Source organism: Lysinibacillus sp. Bpr_S20 (genome assembly GCF_023337835.1).
Lineage (GTDB): Bacteria > Bacillota > Bacilli > Bacillales_A > Planococcaceae > Lysinibacillus.
In genome coordinates, this window is record NZ_JALNLQ010000002.1 from 350,813 (window position 1) to 367,496 (window position 16,684).

The 16,684-nt window shown below is 36.0% G+C and carries 22 protein-coding genes; 15 read left to right on the plus strand and 7 right to left on the minus strand.

What is annotated here, in order from left to right; all coding sequences use genetic code 11:
• Positions 1-133 precede the first annotated feature (133 nt).
• Together mgtE and MWJ95_RS06160 are read left to right on the plus strand one after the other, a co-directional pair.
• Positions 134-1,510, plus strand: a complete 1,377-nt coding sequence (mgtE, locus tag MWJ95_RS06155; protein ID WP_249073389.1) for a magnesium transporter — start codon at positions 134-136, stop codon at positions 1,508-1,510.
• A 53-nt stretch (positions 1,511-1,563) separates the two neighbouring features.
• Positions 1,564-1,965, plus strand: coding sequence for a hypothetical protein (locus tag MWJ95_RS06160; protein WP_249073388.1), 402 nt, complete (start codon positions 1,564-1,566; stop codon positions 1,963-1,965).
• Positions 1,966-2,029: 64 nt separating this feature from the next.
• On the opposite strand, the gene MWJ95_RS06165 is transcribed toward MWJ95_RS06160, so the two are convergent.
• Positions 2,030-2,554, minus strand: a complete 525-nt coding sequence (locus tag MWJ95_RS06165; protein ID WP_079559573.1) for a CotY/CotZ family spore coat protein — start codon at positions 2,552-2,554, stop codon at positions 2,030-2,032.
• Between the two features lie 133 nt (positions 2,555-2,687).
• Between MWJ95_RS06165 and MWJ95_RS06170 the strand changes: the two genes are divergently transcribed.
• From MWJ95_RS06170 to MWJ95_RS06195, 6 genes are all read left to right on the plus strand, one after another.
• Positions 2,688-3,092, plus strand: coding sequence for a YhcN/YlaJ family sporulation lipoprotein (locus MWJ95_RS06170; protein WP_249073387.1), 405 nt, complete (start codon positions 2,688-2,690; stop codon positions 3,090-3,092).
• Complete coding sequence (gene spoVAC, locus MWJ95_RS06175) at positions 3,092-3,547, plus strand: stage V sporulation protein AC (protein ID WP_249104781.1); 456 nt, start codon at positions 3,092-3,094, stop codon at positions 3,545-3,547. The genes MWJ95_RS06170 and spoVAC overlap by 1 nt, the downstream gene beginning before the upstream one ends.
• On the plus strand, positions 3,541-4,536 hold the full coding sequence (locus MWJ95_RS06180) for a stage V sporulation protein AD (RefSeq protein ID WP_249104783.1): 996 nt from the start codon (positions 3,541-3,543) through the stop codon (positions 4,534-4,536). Before spoVAC ends, MWJ95_RS06180 begins: the two co-directional genes overlap by 7 nt.
• Before the next feature lie 16 nt (positions 4,537-4,552).
• Positions 4,553-4,912 (plus strand): stage V sporulation protein AE, encoded by a 360-nt coding sequence (gene spoVAE / locus MWJ95_RS06185; protein WP_374110124.1) that lies wholly within the window; start codon positions 4,553-4,555, stop codon positions 4,910-4,912.
• Between the two features lie 65 nt (positions 4,913-4,977).
• Entirely contained in the window at positions 4,978-5,169 is a 192-nt protein-coding gene (locus MWJ95_RS06190) for a YjcZ family sporulation protein (protein WP_249104785.1), read from the plus strand.
• Between the two features lie 148 nt (positions 5,170-5,317).
• Positions 5,318-5,566 carry a stage VI sporulation protein F gene (locus MWJ95_RS06195; RefSeq protein ID WP_249073382.1) on the plus strand — a complete coding sequence of 83 codons (249 nt, stop codon included), beginning with the start codon at positions 5,318-5,320 and terminating at the stop codon, positions 5,564-5,566.
• A 193-nt stretch (positions 5,567-5,759) separates the two neighbouring features.
• On the opposite strand, the gene MWJ95_RS06200 is transcribed toward MWJ95_RS06195, so the two are convergent.
• The 3 genes from MWJ95_RS06200 to MWJ95_RS06210 all read right to left on the minus strand — a co-directional run bounded on the left by MWJ95_RS06200 (position 5,760) and on the right by MWJ95_RS06210 (position 7,503).
• On the minus strand, positions 5,760-6,188 hold the full coding sequence (locus MWJ95_RS06200) for a GNAT family N-acetyltransferase (protein WP_249104930.1): 429 nt from the start codon (positions 6,186-6,188) through the stop codon (positions 5,760-5,762).
• Position 6,189: 1 nt separating this feature from the next.
• Positions 6,190-6,702, minus strand: a complete 513-nt coding sequence (locus MWJ95_RS06205; RefSeq protein ID WP_249073381.1) for a YjcG family protein — start codon at positions 6,700-6,702, stop codon at positions 6,190-6,192.
• Between the two features lie 81 nt (positions 6,703-6,783).
• Positions 6,784-7,503: an alpha/beta hydrolase gene (locus MWJ95_RS06210; RefSeq protein WP_249073380.1), complete on the minus strand. Its 720-nt coding sequence runs from the start codon at positions 7,501-7,503 to the stop codon at positions 6,784-6,786.
• 111 nt (positions 7,504-7,614) lie between these two features.
• Here MWJ95_RS06210 and MWJ95_RS06215 point away from each other — a divergent pair, with 111 nt between their 5' ends.
• Positions 7,615-8,196: a phosphatidylglycerophosphatase A family protein gene (locus MWJ95_RS06215; RefSeq protein WP_249073379.1), complete on the plus strand. Its 582-nt coding sequence runs from the start codon at positions 7,615-7,617 to the stop codon at positions 8,194-8,196.
• Between the two features lie 374 nt (positions 8,197-8,570).
• Positions 8,571-9,188: a thermonuclease family protein gene (locus tag MWJ95_RS06220; RefSeq protein ID WP_249104787.1), complete on the plus strand. Its 618-nt coding sequence runs from the start codon at positions 8,571-8,573 to the stop codon at positions 9,186-9,188.
• 146 nt (positions 9,189-9,334) lie between these two features.
• On the opposite strand, the gene MWJ95_RS06225 is transcribed toward MWJ95_RS06220, so the two are convergent.
• Both MWJ95_RS06225 and MWJ95_RS06230 read right to left on the minus strand, forming a co-directional pair.
• Complete coding sequence (locus MWJ95_RS06225; protein ID WP_249104789.1) at positions 9,335-9,586, minus strand: YfzA family protein; 252 nt, start codon at positions 9,584-9,586, stop codon at positions 9,335-9,337.
• Positions 9,587-9,652: 66 nt separating this feature from the next.
• Positions 9,653-10,147, minus strand: coding sequence for a small multi-drug export protein (locus tag MWJ95_RS06230; RefSeq protein ID WP_249104791.1), 495 nt, complete (start codon positions 10,145-10,147; stop codon positions 9,653-9,655).
• Between the two features lie 444 nt (positions 10,148-10,591).
• On the opposite strand from MWJ95_RS06230, the gene MWJ95_RS06235 reads away from it, so the two are divergent.
• Positions 10,592-11,098: a sigma-70 family RNA polymerase sigma factor gene (locus MWJ95_RS06235; protein ID WP_249073375.1), complete on the plus strand. Its 507-nt coding sequence runs from the start codon at positions 10,592-10,594 to the stop codon at positions 11,096-11,098.
• On the plus strand, positions 11,091-12,188 hold the full coding sequence (locus MWJ95_RS06240; RefSeq protein WP_249104793.1) for a SurA N-terminal domain-containing protein: 1,098 nt from the start codon (positions 11,091-11,093) through the stop codon (positions 12,186-12,188). Before MWJ95_RS06235 ends, MWJ95_RS06240 begins: the two co-directional genes overlap by 8 nt.
• A gap of 163 nt (positions 12,189-12,351) precedes the next feature.
• Here MWJ95_RS06240 and MWJ95_RS06245 read toward each other — a convergent pair whose 3' ends face one another.
• Entirely contained in the window at positions 12,352-13,227 is an 876-nt protein-coding gene (locus tag MWJ95_RS06245; RefSeq protein WP_249104795.1) for a glycine betaine ABC transporter substrate-binding protein, read from the minus strand.
• Between the two features lie 265 nt (positions 13,228-13,492).
• On the opposite strand from MWJ95_RS06245, the gene MWJ95_RS06250 reads away from it, so the two are divergent.
• The 3 genes from MWJ95_RS06250 to MWJ95_RS06260 all read left to right on the plus strand — a co-directional run bounded on the left by MWJ95_RS06250 (position 13,493) and on the right by MWJ95_RS06260 (position 15,927).
• The gene (locus MWJ95_RS06250) at positions 13,493-14,062 is read left to right on the plus strand and encodes a manganese efflux pump (protein WP_249073372.1); all 570 of its coding nucleotides are present in this window, start codon (positions 13,493-13,495) and stop codon (positions 14,060-14,062) included.
• A 278-nt stretch (positions 14,063-14,340) separates the two neighbouring features.
• Positions 14,341-14,868 (plus strand): YceI family protein, encoded by a 528-nt coding sequence (locus MWJ95_RS06255; RefSeq protein WP_249104797.1) that lies wholly within the window; start codon positions 14,341-14,343, stop codon positions 14,866-14,868.
• Positions 14,869-15,000: 132 nt separating this feature from the next.
• Positions 15,001-15,927: an NAD-dependent epimerase/dehydratase family protein gene (locus MWJ95_RS06260; protein ID WP_249104799.1), complete on the plus strand. Its 927-nt coding sequence runs from the start codon at positions 15,001-15,003 to the stop codon at positions 15,925-15,927.
• Positions 15,928-16,684 lie beyond the last annotated feature (757 nt).

A 16,684-nucleotide genomic window follows, 5' to 3' on the forward strand; every position in this document is an offset into this window, starting at 1 on the left:
GTGGTCATGATGTAGGTTGCTATGTAGTAAAAAAAGGGTTTGCAGAAAAGGTATAATACACTCTATTATATATAAGGTAGATTTACGGCTTTGCCCGTATCAAAGATTTAATGCTCGGAAGGAGGGGACAAGCATGATAGAGGAAAGAAATGAAAAGGATGATGTGCAATTTGACGATGCACGTTTGCGAGAAATGCTCGAAGCACATGATATTGACGCATTCCGTGATGAGTTTTTAGAGCTTCATCCATATGATCAGGCAACGTTTTATGAGAAGGTGGAGCCAGATATAAGGAAGATCATCTATTCGTTCTTGTCTCCGACGGAAATGGCTGATATTTTTGAGGCAATCGAAATAGATGATGATGAATACACAGCGTATCTAGCTGAGATGGATCCGTCATATGGTGCAGAAATGCTTTCTCATATGTATGCAGATGATGCAGCAGACGTTTTAAATGAGTTAGATATGAAACAACGCGAAAGCTATTTAGGCATGATGGATGAGGAAACAGCTGAAGAGATTAATGAATTATTAAGCTATGACGAAGGTACAGCTGGTTCTATCATGACAACTGAATATGTAGCGATACCAGAAAACTCCACTGTTCGTTCAGCAATGGCGATTTTACGGAAAGAAGCGCCAGATGCCGAAACCATTTATTATATATTTGTCATTGATGAAGCACATCGATTAACAGGTGTTATTACGCTCCGCGATTTAATTATTGCTGATGAAGATACCCTTATACGTTCGATTATGAATGAACGTGTTGTCATGGTGCACGCAGGAGATGACCAAGAAGAGGTTGCTCAAATTATGAAGGACTACAACTTCTTAGCGACACCAGTTATTGACGATAAGGGAGAGTTACTAGGGATTATTACAGTCGACGATATTATCGACGTTATTGATGAGGAAGCATCGGAGGATTACTCTAAATTAGCGGGTATTTCCGATATGGATAAATTTGATACAACCTCGTTCCAAGCGGCTAAAAAACGTTTACCATGGCTTGTCATATTATTATTTTTAGGGATGTTGACAGCCAATTTGATGGGACAGTTTGAGGCAACGTTAGAACAAGTGGCGTTACTCGCTGTGTTTATCCCTCTTATTTCAGGTACTTCTGGAAATAGTGGAACACAGGCATTAGCGGTAGCGATTCGAGGAATTACAACAGGAGATGTTGAAGAACACAGTAAGCTAAAATTACTACTACGTGAAGCAGGTACAGGCTTAATGTCTGGAATCGTTTGTGGACTGATTGTAATTGGTATTGTCTATATTTGGAAGCAAGAACTGATTCTTGGAATGCTAGTAGGCGCGGCCCTTTGTGGTTCTATTTTAGTAGCAACGGTGGCGGGTTCCTTTATTCCATTGTTAATGCATCGCATGAAAATTGATCCGGCTGTTGCATCAGGTCCATTTATTACAACATTAAATGATATTACAAGTATTTTAATTTATTTAGGATTAGCGACAGCATTCTTAAGCAATATAGGCTGAGAACCAAATTTCTTCCTTTTGCATATTGTATGAAAAAAAGGGAAGTGAGTAATGTGGGTCGAGAGCCACGCTTGTTTATAAAGTCACCATCATATTTTCTAAATATTTCTAAGGTGCTACATGAACTTGATTTGGATGAAAGTACGTCAGTGTATAGTAGGAACGGCTATTACAATGAACAAACGTTTGAAGAAAAAGAAGAAGTGGTTGAAAAAGTACAAATAGATCCGTATTTACTGAAGCAGCTTCAATTTTTAGAAAAGCCGTTTCGCCAAAAAGCCTATCAACCGTTAGTCATATGTTTAAAGGATGGTAGAAAATTAAGCGGTAGTGCATCTGATGTACAGACCGATTCATTGATGCTTACTTCTTTCGAATTAAAGACACAAGAGATCATATATTTTGATGACATAGAACAAGTATTATGGCGAGGTAAACAATTACCTACCTTATGAAAAAAGTGTACAGCAGAGGATGCTGTACACTTTTTTTATGTGTAGTGTGTCAAAGGAGAAAAGATTATTCACAAATCCCTAAGTCAACATCAGCAATACATTGTACAGCGCAGAAGCATGATAAATCTACAGTGATACAGCTCTCAGTTGAATTCCAATCATCTACTTTACATATTTTTTTCATGTTGACACAGCAGCCATCTCGACTTAATAGATCTACTGTACTTTCGCTGGAGTCAAATGAACATAAAGGCTCTAAAACACGCAAAGTAGCGCAGCACTCATCAAACATATCTTCTACACGGAAAAATACTGATGTACATATACATGGATCTGCTGTTGGAGAACTGAAAAATGCTTTAAAAGGAGTGCCATCTTTTGTAATTAACATGAATACACGTGTATCTGCATGAGAGCGTGCAGGACTTACTATGCCTCCGAGTGGTTCTAAGAAACAGTTAGCTGTACATGGTTGACATTCTTCTCTCACCGCTTGATTTTGAATGTCTAAGATAGCGCGTACTACGTCACAAACGCAGCCTGCTGAATGGATTGGTCCAATAGGATTTGTTGGCTTGCCACAACCCATATTGTCACCTCCTTTCCTTGTTACTACTTCTACAATATGTGCTTATGAAAAATGGACTCGGGCTTTCGTATATATAGTCAAATGAATAGTTTTTTTATGGTTGGAGAAACTTTAAAGAAAAGGAGGGTAAAACGTGAAGCTCTTAGGAATAATGTTACCTCTATTAGTCAGTTTAACGCTTTTAAGTGGTTGCGGTGAAAAAGAAAAATTTATTGTCTACGGTTCACCGGAAAATGAAAAGGAAGTTGAAACCATTTTAAAAGAAGAGGACTATGTAGACAAAACAACGGTTATCCAATACGACAATAGTATGCTTGTAGCAACGCAAATTAAACCATGGCATAAGTGGAAAAAGACTAAATTAGAGAAAAAGTTGCAAAAGAAATTTGATGAAAAATATCCAAACAAAGAAGTTTTTGTCTCAGCCGATTATAAAATTTTTTATGAAGCCAATAAAATAAAAAGGGAACAGGTTGAAGATAATAAACTGAAAGATAAAATTAAGAAATTGAAAAAACTTGCAAAGGAGGAAACGTAGTGGAAAAAGAACAATACCAACAATTAGAACAAAATGTCACGCCAAAACCGCCCTATTTTAAGAATGTTGCAAAGGCATTTCTAGTAGGTGGCCTTATTTGTACAATCGGACAGGCTGTCTCTCTTTTTTATATCATCTTCTTTGATTTTACCGAAGCGACAGCAGGAAATCCAACAGTTTCAACCATGATATTTTTCGCCATGATTTTAACCGGATTTGGCTTATATAAGAAAATTGGTCAATTTGCTGGAGCTGGATCAGCTGTACCTGTGACGGGATTTGGTAATGCTGTTATTTCTGCTGCCATTGAACATAGATCTGAAGGGTTAGTGCTTGGTGTTGGTGGGAATTTATTTAAATTAGCTGGATCAGTTGTATTATTTGGTGTTGTATCCGCCTTTTTTATTGCACTTATTAAATTCATTCTAGTGTCGATAGGAGTGGTTTCATGGTAATTGTCTTTCAATCGAAGCCATCCTTAATAGCAGCGGGCGTAGTAGCAGGTCCATTAGAGAAACGAAGTATATTTAGTCAACATTTTGATGCGACGTATGATGATGAACGTTGGCAAATGAATACAAATGAACAAGGCCATCGAAAAATGGTTGAAGAGGCTTGTGAATTTGCTATGAAAAAAGCGGGCGTGAAAAATACGGACATTGATTATTTTATGGGTGGTGATTTAGTAAATCAAATGACACCAACCAACTTTGCGGCCAGAGACTTAGACATTCCTTTTATCGGATTATTCTCTGCATGCGCCACTTCTATATCTTCAGTAATCGTTGCGAGCCTCTTAACAGAAGCAGGTGCCTCCAATTTATCGCTAGCTGGCGCATCTAGTCAACACAATGCGGTTGAGCGCCAATTCCGCTATCCAATCAATTATGGCTCACAAAAGCCCCAAACCGCTCAATGGACGGTAACGGCTGCCGGTTATGCTCTTATAGGTAAGCATCATGAGGAATACCCTTCAATTGAAGCAGCAACTGTTGGAAAATCAGTTGACTACGGTATGGATGATCCATTTCACATGGGTGCAGCGATGGCACCAGCTGCTTTTCAAACAATTCAATCGCATCTAGAACAACGAAATCAAAAATTTTACCACTATGATTTAATTTTAACAGGTGATTTAGGTCAGCTTGGCTTGAAACTTCTAAAAGGCATGTTTGTTGAAAGTGGCATAAAGAGTGAGGAATTACAACCTTTACGTGATGCAGGTGCCGAGTTTTATGGACAGGATGAAACGTTTCAATCCGGTGCAAGTGGTGCAGGTTGTTCGGCAGCTGTCTTCTTTAGTTACGTGATTCAACAGATGCGAGCTGGTACCTATAAACGAGTGCTTCTTGTAGCGACAGGAGCATTACTGTCTCCGCTTACATTTCAACAGGGCGAGACCATTCCATGTACGGCACATGCGATTGAAATTACAATGAAATGAGGCAAAAACTATGGTTATGACATTTGTGTTTGCATTTTTTGTAGGCGGCATTATTTGCGCCATAGGTCAATTAATGATGGATGTTGGTAAATTAACACCTGGACATACTTTGAGTACTCTAGTCGTAGCGGGTGCGATTCTTTCAGGAATGGGTTTGTACGAACCACTTATTAATTTTGCTGGTGCCGGTGCAACTGTCCCGATTACATCTTTCGGAAATTCCTTAACGCATGGTGCAATTGTGGAGGCTGAAAGACATGGGCTTGTCGGTGTGTTAACTGGGATGTTCGAAGTGACAAGCTCAGGAATCAGTGCGGCCATTGTTTTTGGCTTTATCGGAGCATTACTGTTTAAACCAAAAGGAAATGTTGACTAGACGAATACCCCACCCATTTTTACAACCAACACATATTATAGGTTGTAGAAGGGAGGGGTATTTTTATGGAATATCAAGGCTGGGGTGCGCATCCGTATGGAGGGCATGCTGATGGTTGTTACGGAGGAGATTATGGAGGTTATTACGGCAGTTATTGTGGGGGTTATTATGGCCACGGACATGGTCATAGTTCAACGTTCATTTTAATTGTTGTCTTATTCATTCTTCTGATCATTGTCGGCGCGGCTTGCATATAATTTGATTAATGTGACAGTAGATAGAGGCTTTAGCTTGTCTTCAGAGTTTCATTTTCTGAATTAAGTTTAAAGCCTTCACTAGTTGTCATATTTAGTACATGCAACTGAAATTGAGGGAATTTGAATTTTAACTGATAGGAGGGGGAACATGAATCGCGGATTTTTTAATTCAATTGAACAAAAAACTGGAGTATCGATGGATGAAATCTTCGCATTAGCAAATGCAATTCAACATGCTGATTTTACAAATGAAAAACAAGTAAGAAAAATCGTACGACGCGTAAGCAAGATGTCCAATAGACAAATTACGCAAGAGCTTGAAGATAAGTTAGTACAATCTATTATTCAAGATGGCAATTCACTAGATTTCGATAAAATTACTAAAATGATGAAATAACATGGTAGATCTACTAGCAAAGCAATATATCTAAAAGGTTGGTTTAAATGAATTTTTATTCATAAATCAGCCTTTAAAGCATTGTAGAGCAAAAAAAGGGTGTTACGATATGCAATCGCATTTTCGTAACACCTATTTGACCCGTCGGAAGCTTTAACTTCTTCCTCGACGTTGCTATATTTGCTGAAAGGAGTTAGATCATTTTTTCCATTGCACGATGTGGGATACCAGCATCCATAAATTCAGGAGATGTAACCGTATAGCCAAGCTTTTCATAAAACGGAATAGCATAGCTTTGTGCATGGAGTTTTAACTTTTTCATATTATTCGAAATGGCGTGCTTCTCCATTTCCTTCATCATTAAAGCACCTAGTTTTTTGCCGCGTTGATCTTGTAAAATACAAACACGTTCAATTTTTGCAGCATTGTCCTCAATGCTGCGTAAGCGCGCAGCACCTACAGGGTCAGTGTCTTCGTACATAATAAAATGCGTTGCCGATGCATCCTCAGCATCACATTCTAGATGAAGCGGTACACCTTGCTCTTCAACAAAAACCTGCTTGCGGACTGCAAAAGCATCATCATGTTCTTTTGCTGTTTCAACAATCTTAACGTTATACAGATCACTCAGCTCCAGTCAATCGGAAAGTTTCATATGTTGTCCATGAGCCGTCTTCCAATTGGTATAAAAGATGAATGCGATCAATTGAATCTTTTTCGTCAACACCTGTCATACGTAATTGTCCAAAGATATCATCGTGCTCGGAATCTGTCATTTTTTGAGCAATAGTAATATGTGGTACAAATACGTGTTTAGATTCACCAAAAGGTACTTCTTCAAGAGCTTGATATAATGCTGTTAATTGTTCAGTTGGTTCAATACGGAAATAAATCGCATTGGTTGTTGGGAAAAATGAACTTATGCGTGATGCATGAATGTTTAAAGGTGCAAATTTGGCAGCGAGACCATCTAATTGCTTTACGACTGATTGAATATCTTCTTCCGTTGCATCGAAGCTATCCTTCAATGTGATATGCGGAGTAATTTTCGCATAATGAGGATCGTAACGTTTGCGATAAGTATTCGCTAAATCTTGCAATTTTTTTGATGGAAATGCCACAATACCGTATTTCATAGGCCATTACCTCCCGAAAATAAACAATTTTTTATTTAAGTATAACAGAAATTTCCGATTTCGTAATTTGAATCGTCTATATTAATTAAAATTTTCAATTAATGCACGACGTAAATCAGGCTTCCAATATTTCCATGTATGATTGCCATTAAATTCTTCATAAAATGTAGAAAACCCTTTGTTTAACATAAGATCATGCAGCTGACGATTTGGCGTTAAAAAGTCTTTAATGGTTTTATCCATCGTGACAACTTTATCTTCCTCTTTACCGACTATATGGTAAATGGAAATTGCGCCTGGATCTTTAAATTTTTCTACAGCTTGCAGAACATCTTCGTCCACATACGGCGATTGTAAAATAACCTTGCCAAAAATACTTGGATATTTTAATGCAGCCATTAAGGAAGCGGTTGCAGCCATTGAGTCGCCGATGACTCCACGACTCATTCCCATTTGATAAGTTGCGTATTCAGCGTCTAAATATGGCACAAGCTCATGTGCTAAAAAACGAAGATATGCTTCATGTTGCTCTCCACTTGGAATATATTTATGACGGCGATCCTTAATGTCCTTATAAGGGACAAATGCAATGATCAAATTTTCGATTTCATAGTCATCGATAAGTTCATCAGCCAGTTTTGTAATACCTCCAAGTTGGAAATAATCTTTACCGTCTGATGCAATTAAAATATTATATTTATATAGTGGAGAATAATTTGCAGGAACATAAATATAGAGCTGTAATTCCTCCTGTAATGCTTCACTATAGAACTTTAAATCTTGTACAGTTCCCCGATCCAATGATGACACTCCTTCTCATGTTTGTAACAAAATTGTACCATATAGCTTAAGTAAAGGTATAATAGGTTGGGCTAGTACTATTTAGCAATCAAATCGAAGTGAGGGATAGTTATGCATGATAAAAGTACTCGCGTACACTCTGATGAAGTAGCGAAGGCAGCCCAAGCTGCACTTATTCGTCGCGGTGTATCGCTAGAGGATATTGCTAAAATCGTTTATGAAATGCAAAAATCCTATAATGAAGGTTTAACATTAGACCACTGTGTTCACTCTGTCGAGCGCGTGTTACGTAAGCGTGAAGTTCAACATGCTTTATTAGTAGGGATTGAATTAGATGAACTTGCAGAGAAAAAGTTATTATCAGCACCATTACAGCAAATAATAGAATCCGATGAGGGTCTATTTGGTGTGGATGAAACAATCGCACTTGGATCAGTTTTTACATATGGTAGTATAGCGGTAACAACTTTCGGACACTTAGATAAACAAAAAATCGGTATTATTAAGAAGTTGGATACAGAACCTGGCCATCACGTCAATACGTTTTTAGATGATTTAGTTGGCAGTATCGCAGCTTCTGCCGCGTCACGAATTGCACATCGTATGCGTGATTTGGAAGAAGAAGGCGGAACATTTGCCGATATTGAGCCAGAAGAGCTAGGACCAAAACAAAAATCACATAATGAAATTTAACACGTATTAATTAGAGCCTTCTCGATCATTTGAGAAGGCTTTGTTTATGTTGAAATAAAATATGGCTTTTCGCAATGCATGATGGAATCGCTAGTTCTTGAAATTTTATCAGCGATATTCATGAAGTTAAAAGCGATTCTTGGATTTTATCAGCAATCGGCATTTGGGAACGAGCTGCTTTTATTATGCTGCCACTACGTTGCTCTAAGCGACTCATCGGGCGCCCATAGCAACTACATAACTTGAATGTAGTAGCCCGATATTTTACAATAGACACATCGTGAAACTTTTAAGGACTTTTATTGAGTTGGAGGATTTTTTTAGAAGCTTCCTTAAAGTGTCATAAAGATGAATTGTTGTGAGGGACCTATTACATGAAAATGCAAGATGTAAAAACGTTAATTACGAGTGGTACAATCATTCTTGCTGTTGTATTGTATATGATTTTTGGCAGATCACCAGCCCAAGAAAAGGATGCAACATCGACTAACCAGCAAGGTACTATTTCTATTGAGCAAGTAGAGGGGAAAACAGGAAATAAACGCTTTAATGTGGATTTTATTAAAGCATATGATGGTGATACAATTCAGGTGGCGATAAATGGCAAGAAACAAAAAATTCGCCTATTGATGGTAGATACACCGGAGATGAATTATAACAAAGGTGAAGCTCAACCTTATGCTGAAGAAGCAAAGGACTATACCATTAAACTTTTAGAGAACGCCAAAAAGGTTGAAGCGGTTTACGATGTTGGACCAGAAACAGATAACTATGATCGCTTATTAGCCTATGTTTTTATTGATGATGTGATGTTGCAGGAATCATTACTAAAAGAAGGACTTGCAGCAGTGCGCTTTATCCATAAACCAAACAATACGTTTGAGGATGAATTTAGAGACATCCAGCAAGATGCAGAAAAAGCGAAATTAAATATTTGGTCACATCAAAATTACTTCCAAAAAGATGGTTTCCATCCGGAAGTATTAAAATAAAGTCAAAGGACTGTTCCGAAAGGCAATGAAAAATGCCTTTTGGAACAGTCCTTTTTTAGGAGTTGCACTTCTTCGGTTTAATGATGTTTTCTAGTCGTTCGGGTTTGCTTGAAAAGCTTGGGTGGTTGATCAATTAATAATTCGCATCACTTTGTTCGTGTTTTAAATACGACAGCATATAAGCCGGTTAAAATCAAATGCAGCAAAGCGAAAAATAAAACTATATTAAAAAATTGGGTTTCATAAAAATTAAACCAATTTGTAAAAAGTTCTGTCTGCAAAACTTTATTTCCAAGGTTACCAAATTCAAGATCTATAATAGGAGGTATACCGTCGACAATTAAAAATATTAAATTAAGAATTATAAAGTACCCAACATGAATAATCCATTTCTTCATTTTAATATCATCCCTCTATTATTTATTGTTTTGTTGGACTCAATTGGAGAACACATAGATGATTTATTACGGCATTATATCGTAGTTTATAAAAGTGCCTATACTTGCTCCCGCTACGCCCCAAACTATTATGCTAATAGTATGCCATAAGACTACTCTCTTTTTATCTGCACCAGCTACTAATGATGTGAAAGCTGCAATATGTCCAGAAGCCACCAATGGAGCGATAAGTGCAAGACCCGGTACACCATACTTTTCGTACAATTTCCTTGCTTTACTTGCCCGTCTCTGAATAAATCCTTGTCTTTCCGACTTTCTATTTCGCATATTTGTTAATAATGCGTTAAATGGCACTATGACTAACATGACTGAAATCCAATTTCCACCTATTGCGATTAATCCAGATAAAATAAACGAAAGACCAATCACAGAACCTGCTGCTGCCCCACCGGGAGATTCTACGAATGGAATGAAAGATAATAAAAATACACCTAAATACTGTAGTATTTGGTTTGATTCATTTAATTGTGATATTAAACTTTGTACAATTTCACGAAACATAAAAAATTATCTCCCTTTATTTTTTAAGTTAAATCCAATAATACAATATATTACCAATATATTGAATTGATGTATTGAGAATTCTGATGCATATGCAGCTCTTTTTTCTTATTGAATTCACTAGGTGCAAGCTTTTGCAATATGCTTAAACTAAGCACTAAAAAGTGTGTTATGTATTTAGTATTTCTTGTAACGAATATCGATTTCATTCTATATATAAGTGTCACATGTACTTAAATGTGCCATTTCAAAGCTGTCGTAGCGTATTCTTTTGCTGATACATGCATTGTCATACGGGCATCTTTATATTGTTGGCTCATCCCAGAAAGTTGGGATGGATGACCAGTTGTTTAATTACAAGTATCGTGAAGGGTATTATTTTTATAAAAATCGAAACGGTGCACTTTTTACATCCGTCTAATTTAATGAGGTGGTGAATGTTGGATGGATTTTGATGAGGTAGCAAGAGAATATATAAAGGATTTATTTAAAATTGCCTACTCATATGTGAAGAATGTCCAATTGGCTGAAGATATTGTACAGGATGTCTTAATAAAAGCTTTTGAGCGACAAGAACAGTTCCGTGGAGAATCGAATTACAGAACTTATTTAATTCGTATGACCATTAATCGCAGTTACGATATATTACGAAGTTGGTCCTATCGCAATTACCAATTAACAAATACTTTTACATCATTTTTTAATCATTCTAAGTCAACCGAAGATTTAGTTGAAGAAAGAAGTAGTAACAAAGAGCTTTACGAACATGTATTTAATTTATCAATAAAATATAGAGAAGTGATTTACCTATATTATTATCTTGATTATTCCGTAAAAGAAATAGGGGATTTACTAGACTTATCTGAAAATACGGTGAAAACTAGGCTTTCTCGGGGACGTGAAAAGTTAAAAAAGTTACTTAAAGAGGAGGAGGCAATATTCAATGAATAAAGAACAGATAAAAAATAGTTTGGATCATTTTTTTGAAAAGAATAATCTTCCCTCCGAAAAATCAATGGAAAGAATGTTAAATTACAAAAAACAGAAATCAAAAAAGACACTGGCCTTATATCCTAAGTATTTATTTGGATTGATTACGACAATTGTAACCGTTAGTTGCATTATTTTTATGTTAGGCGTCATCAAACCTACAGAAAGTACTGTAAATGTTACTAGCAAATATTCTGAAATTCTTGAAGAATTTAATCTTGAAAAAGTCCAAATTGAACCTTTGAACTATACTTTTTTTAATGTACTGGTATATGAAATGCAATATTTTCAATCTGCATTTTGGACGAAAGAAGAGGCTCAGTGGCATAGTTTTGATTCGCTTATTGAGCAAACAGCAATGATGACTTTTGCTCAAAGTAAGGGGATTAAAGTTAAAGATAAGGAAATTGAAGAACTCGCTAAACAAAAAAATGCAGAATTTCTCCAAGAAAAAGCAGTGACTAAGTATGATGATTTATTCAAGGCTTTAAGTATTTCAGAAAATGAATTTTATAAAGATGTTCTATATTTCAACGCGAAATATGAATTATTGGAAAATAGGCTTTTAAAAGAATTAAGGATAAAAAGGGAAAATAGTGAAGAATATAGCAAGCTTTACAGCAACGCTATTCATTTTTATAGGGAGGTTGCTGCGGATGATATAACTAGCTTCAAAGAAGATTTTCAAATAGATGAACAATTATCCGTAAAACAACTCACACCCTTAAAAGAACCAGTAGAAGTTTCCTTTGATTATAAAAATATATCAGCTCTAGCATTAGGCCGAAATGCGAACGGTGAGTTGGAATTTATACATTCTCGTGATACGTGGAAATATATTTTAGAAGTATATGCTGAAATGCTATATAAAATTGATGAAGGGAATAAAAATTATATCCCAATTGCACCAAACACATATAATAGATACAAAACATCTTTAAAAAAGCTTGCTGAAAATTCATCTAGCAAATACCAAACAGAGGCTATACAATTACTAGAAATATTAAATATATTTGAGCATTCTTATAATGAAGATTATCAATTTGAGTAATGATTGATGTGTCAATTGGAAACTTAAGAGGGTCATTTTCATAACATAAAAAGATACATTTACTGATTGCTCAGTGAATGTATCTTTTTATTAATTTCGTATAGATTGAGTGACTACACAATATGTAAACCCAGAATCATCAAAGCCATTGTAGGATTGAGCATTATTTTTTTACATCTTTTGTCCACTCTGAAACTTTATCTTCATTGTCTTTAATCCATTTTTTTGCCGCCTCTTTAGGATCAGCACCTTCCATAATATCAAACATCACACTTTCAATATCTTCTGAAGTCCAGTGGAAGTTTTTAAGAACGCTATACGCTCCCGGATTATCTTCTTTCAATCCTTTACGTGCAAATGTACCAATATATTCTTCAGCTCCGTATATACCTTTAGGATCGTCTAAATATTTTAAATCAAAAGCATTAAATTTCCAGTGTGGAGACCAACCAGTCACTATGATTTCTTCTTTTTTCTCAATGGCCTGTTTAAGAGCAGCTGTCATTGCTCCAGCAGATGAGGTAACTACATTCCAGCCTTCAAGGTTACTATATTTTTTATAAGCATTTTCTGTTGTGGCTGTCATATTTGCACCTGGATCAATGCCAGTGATCGTTTTACCAGCTTCATCTGTTAAATCTTCGATAGAGTTGACATCCATATAGCTAGGGACAACTAAGCCAATTTTTGCACCTGTAAGGTTTTCACCCAAATCGACTATTTTATCTTTATATTTCTTAACTTGTGGGGCGTGCGTTTCTGGCAGCCAAGCTGACACCATACCATCAACCTCTCCGCTTGCAAGGGCTTCCCACATAACGCCATTATCTAATGGTGTTAGCGTTACATCATATCCTAAATCCTTTAGAACTTGTCCTACTACGTTTGTAGAGGCAATTTCAGTATCCCATTCAACATAGGCTAAGTTCACTTCATTTTTTTCCTTATCTTTCGTGCCTTCGTCATCTGAGCCACAGGCAGTTAATACTAACAGTAATGCAAAGGCCAATCCTATCTTTACTAAATGACCAAATTTCATAAAATCTCCCTTTCTTTATTATAGGATGAGATGTACCTAAAAATTAACAAGTAACAACTTAAAGTTATCAAAAGGTTGTTACTTTTGTCAAATCGCCTTTAATAGATAATTGTTTAAACTTGGATAGCGAATCATGCAGAAATATATAAGTGCTGATATAAAAAGGGTTGAAAATGCAGCCTTCCTTCGACGCATAGATGAACAAAAATTTTTTCCCTTCATATCCTATGTGAGAATGGATTTTACGTTATTGAGGAGGAAAAGAATGCATTGGATAGCCATCATTCTTATTGGGATTGCTGCCAACTTAGATAATTTAGGGATTGGTCTCGCCTATGGTATTAAGCGAGTGAAAATACCCGTATTATCCAATGCGGTTATTGCCCTTATTTCAATGATTGTCACATACGCTGCAGTAACAGCTGGAAGCGTAGTTATTAATTTTGTCTCTACAGATTTTGCAAATTTAATCGGCAGCCTTTTGTTGTGTGCTATAGGGATATGGACTTTATTATCAAGTCGCTTTTCCAAACAAGGCATATTGGAAAATCCTGAAGTGTTTGATGAAGATAAAAATCATATCATTTCAATTCGAGAAGCTATGACGCTTGGTTTCGTCTTATCAGCCAACTGTTTAGCAGGAGGAATGGCACTTGGAGCAAATGGTATTTCTGCGATCTGGACAGTTATTTCTATCGGTGCCTTTTCGTTCATCACAGTAGGAGCTGGTGTTCATTTTGGCGTCTTGCTAACAAAGACTTTTATTGGAAGATACTCAACAGCTATTTCAGGCTGGTTACTTATTCTTATAGGGATCATTGAAATAATTTCTTAAAGAATTTCATAACTAGGAGCACTATTTATGGTATCTGGTAGCGCCGATTTAAAAAAATATTAAAAATGACTTGACGTAAGTAAATTATTTATATATAGTTGGTTACAGAAAGTAATTAATTACTTTTCGTAACTACTATTAACTAGGAAGTACCAAAGAAGTAACTACAAAATGTTTATCCTTAAAATTTTGGGGAACATAATTAATGTAGTTACTTCATATTTTAACATATATCTCGAATTCGAGATAAAAAAATAACCTAACTGGAGGAATTTATAATGACAAAATGGAACATTGATTTAGGACACTCAGCAATTAACTTTCAAGTAAAACACATGATGGTATCAAAAGTAAAAGGTGTATTCGATACTTATTCAGCAGATATTGAAGCAGCAAATCTTGCAGATTTAACAACAGCAAACATCAACTTTACAATTGATACAGCTAGCATTAATACACGTAGTGAAGATCGTGATAATCACTTAAAATCAGCAGATTTCTTCGATACTGAAAAATATCCGACAATCACATTCAAGTCAACAAACATTACAAAAAAATCAGATGATGAATATGCGATTACAGGTGATTTAACTATTAAAGATGTAACGAAATCAGTAACATTTGATACTGAATTTAACGGTAAAGGTACAAATCCATGGGGCCAAGAAGTTTATGGCTTTGAATCTGCAACAACAATCAATCGTGAAGAGTTTGGCTTAACTTGGAATGCTGCTTTAGAAACTGGCGGTGTCCTAGTTGGTAAAGACATCAAAATTACAGTTGAATTGGAAGTAAACCCAGCTTAATTTTGAAAAAGGTGCTCAGTACATATCGAGCACCTTTTTATATTGCCAAAAAATAACACGCCTAATAGGTTACTTGCATAATTTTAGTAATTACTGCATATAAAACATCATATTGTTTTTGGGGGCGATGGGATGAATGTATTAGTAACAGGTGGCTATGGTTTTATCGGTAGTGCAGTGGCGAGGCGTTTTTTTAAAGAGGGTGCAAATGTTTATATTATTGATAATTTAAGTACCGGTCATTTACGTAATGTAGACTTTGAGCATAAATCTTATCTTTTAAATGTGGAAGACGAAGTTTGTGAACATCTCTTTAAAGAAACAGCGTTTGATGTGGTCATCCATTGTGCAGCGCAAACAAGCATTCAAAAATCTGTGCAGGAGCCAGTGAAGGATGTTTTAACGAATATTGTCGGGCTTAGTCAGATGCTCTTCTTATCGTCAAAATATAAGGTAAAGCATTTCGTTTTTGCCTCGTCAGCAGCTGTTTATGGAGATAGTCACTATCCTCCATTAGAAGAAACAGATGTTTGTGAACCGATTTCGATGTATGGATTAAATAAAAGTATTGGCGAAACATACTGCGAAAAATGGCAAAAAGATTATCGCTTACCAACGTTAATTTACAGATTTGCTAATGTATTCGGTCCAAGGCAATGCATGCAGGGAGAAGCGGCAGTTATTCCTAGCATGCTAAGAAGCAGTATTGAAGGAAAGCCCTTTACGATTTATGGGGATGGTGAACAAACACGAGATTTCATATATGTAGAGGATATTGCAGAGGCTATTTATGCCGGTGTACAGGCTAGATTACAAGGTATTTATAATGTATCAACGAATGAGGCATGGTCTATTCATCAAGTCATTTTGCTATTACAGCATTTAAATCATCCTTTAGAAATCCAATATGCGCCTGGAAGAGAGGGAGATATTGAACATTCGTTTTTAAATAATGAAAAGTTGACGAAGGCAATAGGGTGGAAACCAAAATACTCCTTTGCAGAGGGCATAGAGCGTACATTGCAAGCATTACAAAATGAAAAGATAGTGGAAATTTAAAAAGTTATACACAACTTATTAGATAAAAAATAGTATGTTTAGTATTTGACGATTTACCTTAAGGGGAATCGTCTTTTTATATTTATAAACACTTGTTGAGAGAGGTGAAAAATTGTGAATCATCCTAAAGTGTGCATTTTATAATTGGGTAATTTTCAGGATTATCGCCCAACTTTTGAAATTTATCGACAAACTTTCACGTTTTATCACCTAACTTTTAATTTTTATCGACATCTACCACTTTGGGATGGGACAGAATATTTGTTTGCCCATAGCACAGCACTAGAATTGACAAAATATACACGTAATCATACAGCATTCTTGTTAGTATTAAATATCTTTAATGCCCTCGATGCAATGAAAATATTTGATTGGCTTTTAGATGAAGCAAAGCGGTTATCAAGTCATCCACTTATTCGTAAACTTGAAAAGGAGCTTTTTAAAAGAGGGTATGAAGTTATTAAAGATTGCAGACTTTTTTGTTCAAGATGTAACGGCGAGACTATGATTTTGACACGCCAGAGGTTAGATATCGATTTACACTATTTTTCGTTTGCTCAAAGGGGACAGTCCGTATGCTGCATTTAGCATGTGTAATGGTAGATGCATACAATAAAGGAGAGACGATCTTTATAGATGAATTTGATACAGCATTTCATGTGTCTATCTGCGAAGCTTTAAAAATGAATCCGAATTATACGCCTTATTTGATTTTGCGGATTTGCAGAAGAAACGTGAAGATATATCCTTCGCCAAG

Coding starts and splice junctions, on each gene's coding strand:
- mgtE (WP_249073389.1), top strand. CDS start 134: ATGATAGAGGAAAGAAATGAAAAGGATGATGTGCAATTTGACGATGCA.
- MWJ95_RS06165 (WP_079559573.1), bottom strand. CDS start 2,554: ATGGGTTGTGGCAAGCCAACAAATCCTATTGGACCAATCCATTCAGCA.
- MWJ95_RS06180 (WP_249104783.1), top strand. CDS start 3,541: ATGGTAATTGTCTTTCAATCGAAGCCATCCTTAATAGCAGCGGGCGTA.
- spoVAE (WP_374110124.1), top strand. CDS start 4,553: ATGACATTTGTGTTTGCATTTTTTGTAGGCGGCATTATTTGCGCCATA.
- MWJ95_RS06190 (WP_249104785.1), top strand. CDS start 4,978: ATGGAATATCAAGGCTGGGGTGCGCATCCGTATGGAGGGCATGCTGAT.
- MWJ95_RS06195 (WP_249073382.1), top strand. CDS start 5,318: ATGAATCGCGGATTTTTTAATTCAATTGAACAAAAAACTGGAGTATCG.
- MWJ95_RS06205 (WP_249073381.1), bottom strand. CDS start 6,702: ATGAAATACGGTATTGTGGCATTTCCATCAAAAAAATTGCAAGATTTA.
- MWJ95_RS06215 (WP_249073379.1), top strand. CDS start 7,615: ATGCATGATAAAAGTACTCGCGTACACTCTGATGAAGTAGCGAAGGCA.
- MWJ95_RS06220 (WP_249104787.1), top strand. CDS start 8,571: ATGAAAATGCAAGATGTAAAAACGTTAATTACGAGTGGTACAATCATT.
- MWJ95_RS06225 (WP_249104789.1), bottom strand. CDS start 9,586: ATGAAGAAATGGATTATTCATGTTGGGTACTTTATAATTCTTAATTTA.
- MWJ95_RS06230 (WP_249104791.1), bottom strand. CDS start 10,147: ATGTTTCGTGAAATTGTACAAAGTTTAATATCACAATTAAATGAATCA.
- MWJ95_RS06235 (WP_249073375.1), top strand. CDS start 10,592: ATGGATTTTGATGAGGTAGCAAGAGAATATATAAAGGATTTATTTAAA.
- MWJ95_RS06240 (WP_249104793.1), top strand. CDS start 11,091: ATGAATAAAGAACAGATAAAAAATAGTTTGGATCATTTTTTTGAAAAG.
- MWJ95_RS06245 (WP_249104795.1), bottom strand. CDS start 13,227: ATGAAATTTGGTCATTTAGTAAAGATAGGATTGGCCTTTGCATTACTG.
- MWJ95_RS06250 (WP_249073372.1), top strand. CDS start 13,493: ATGCATTGGATAGCCATCATTCTTATTGGGATTGCTGCCAACTTAGAT.
- MWJ95_RS06255 (WP_249104797.1), top strand. CDS start 14,341: ATGACAAAATGGAACATTGATTTAGGACACTCAGCAATTAACTTTCAA.
- MWJ95_RS06260 (WP_249104799.1), top strand. CDS start 15,001: ATGAATGTATTAGTAACAGGTGGCTATGGTTTTATCGGTAGTGCAGTG.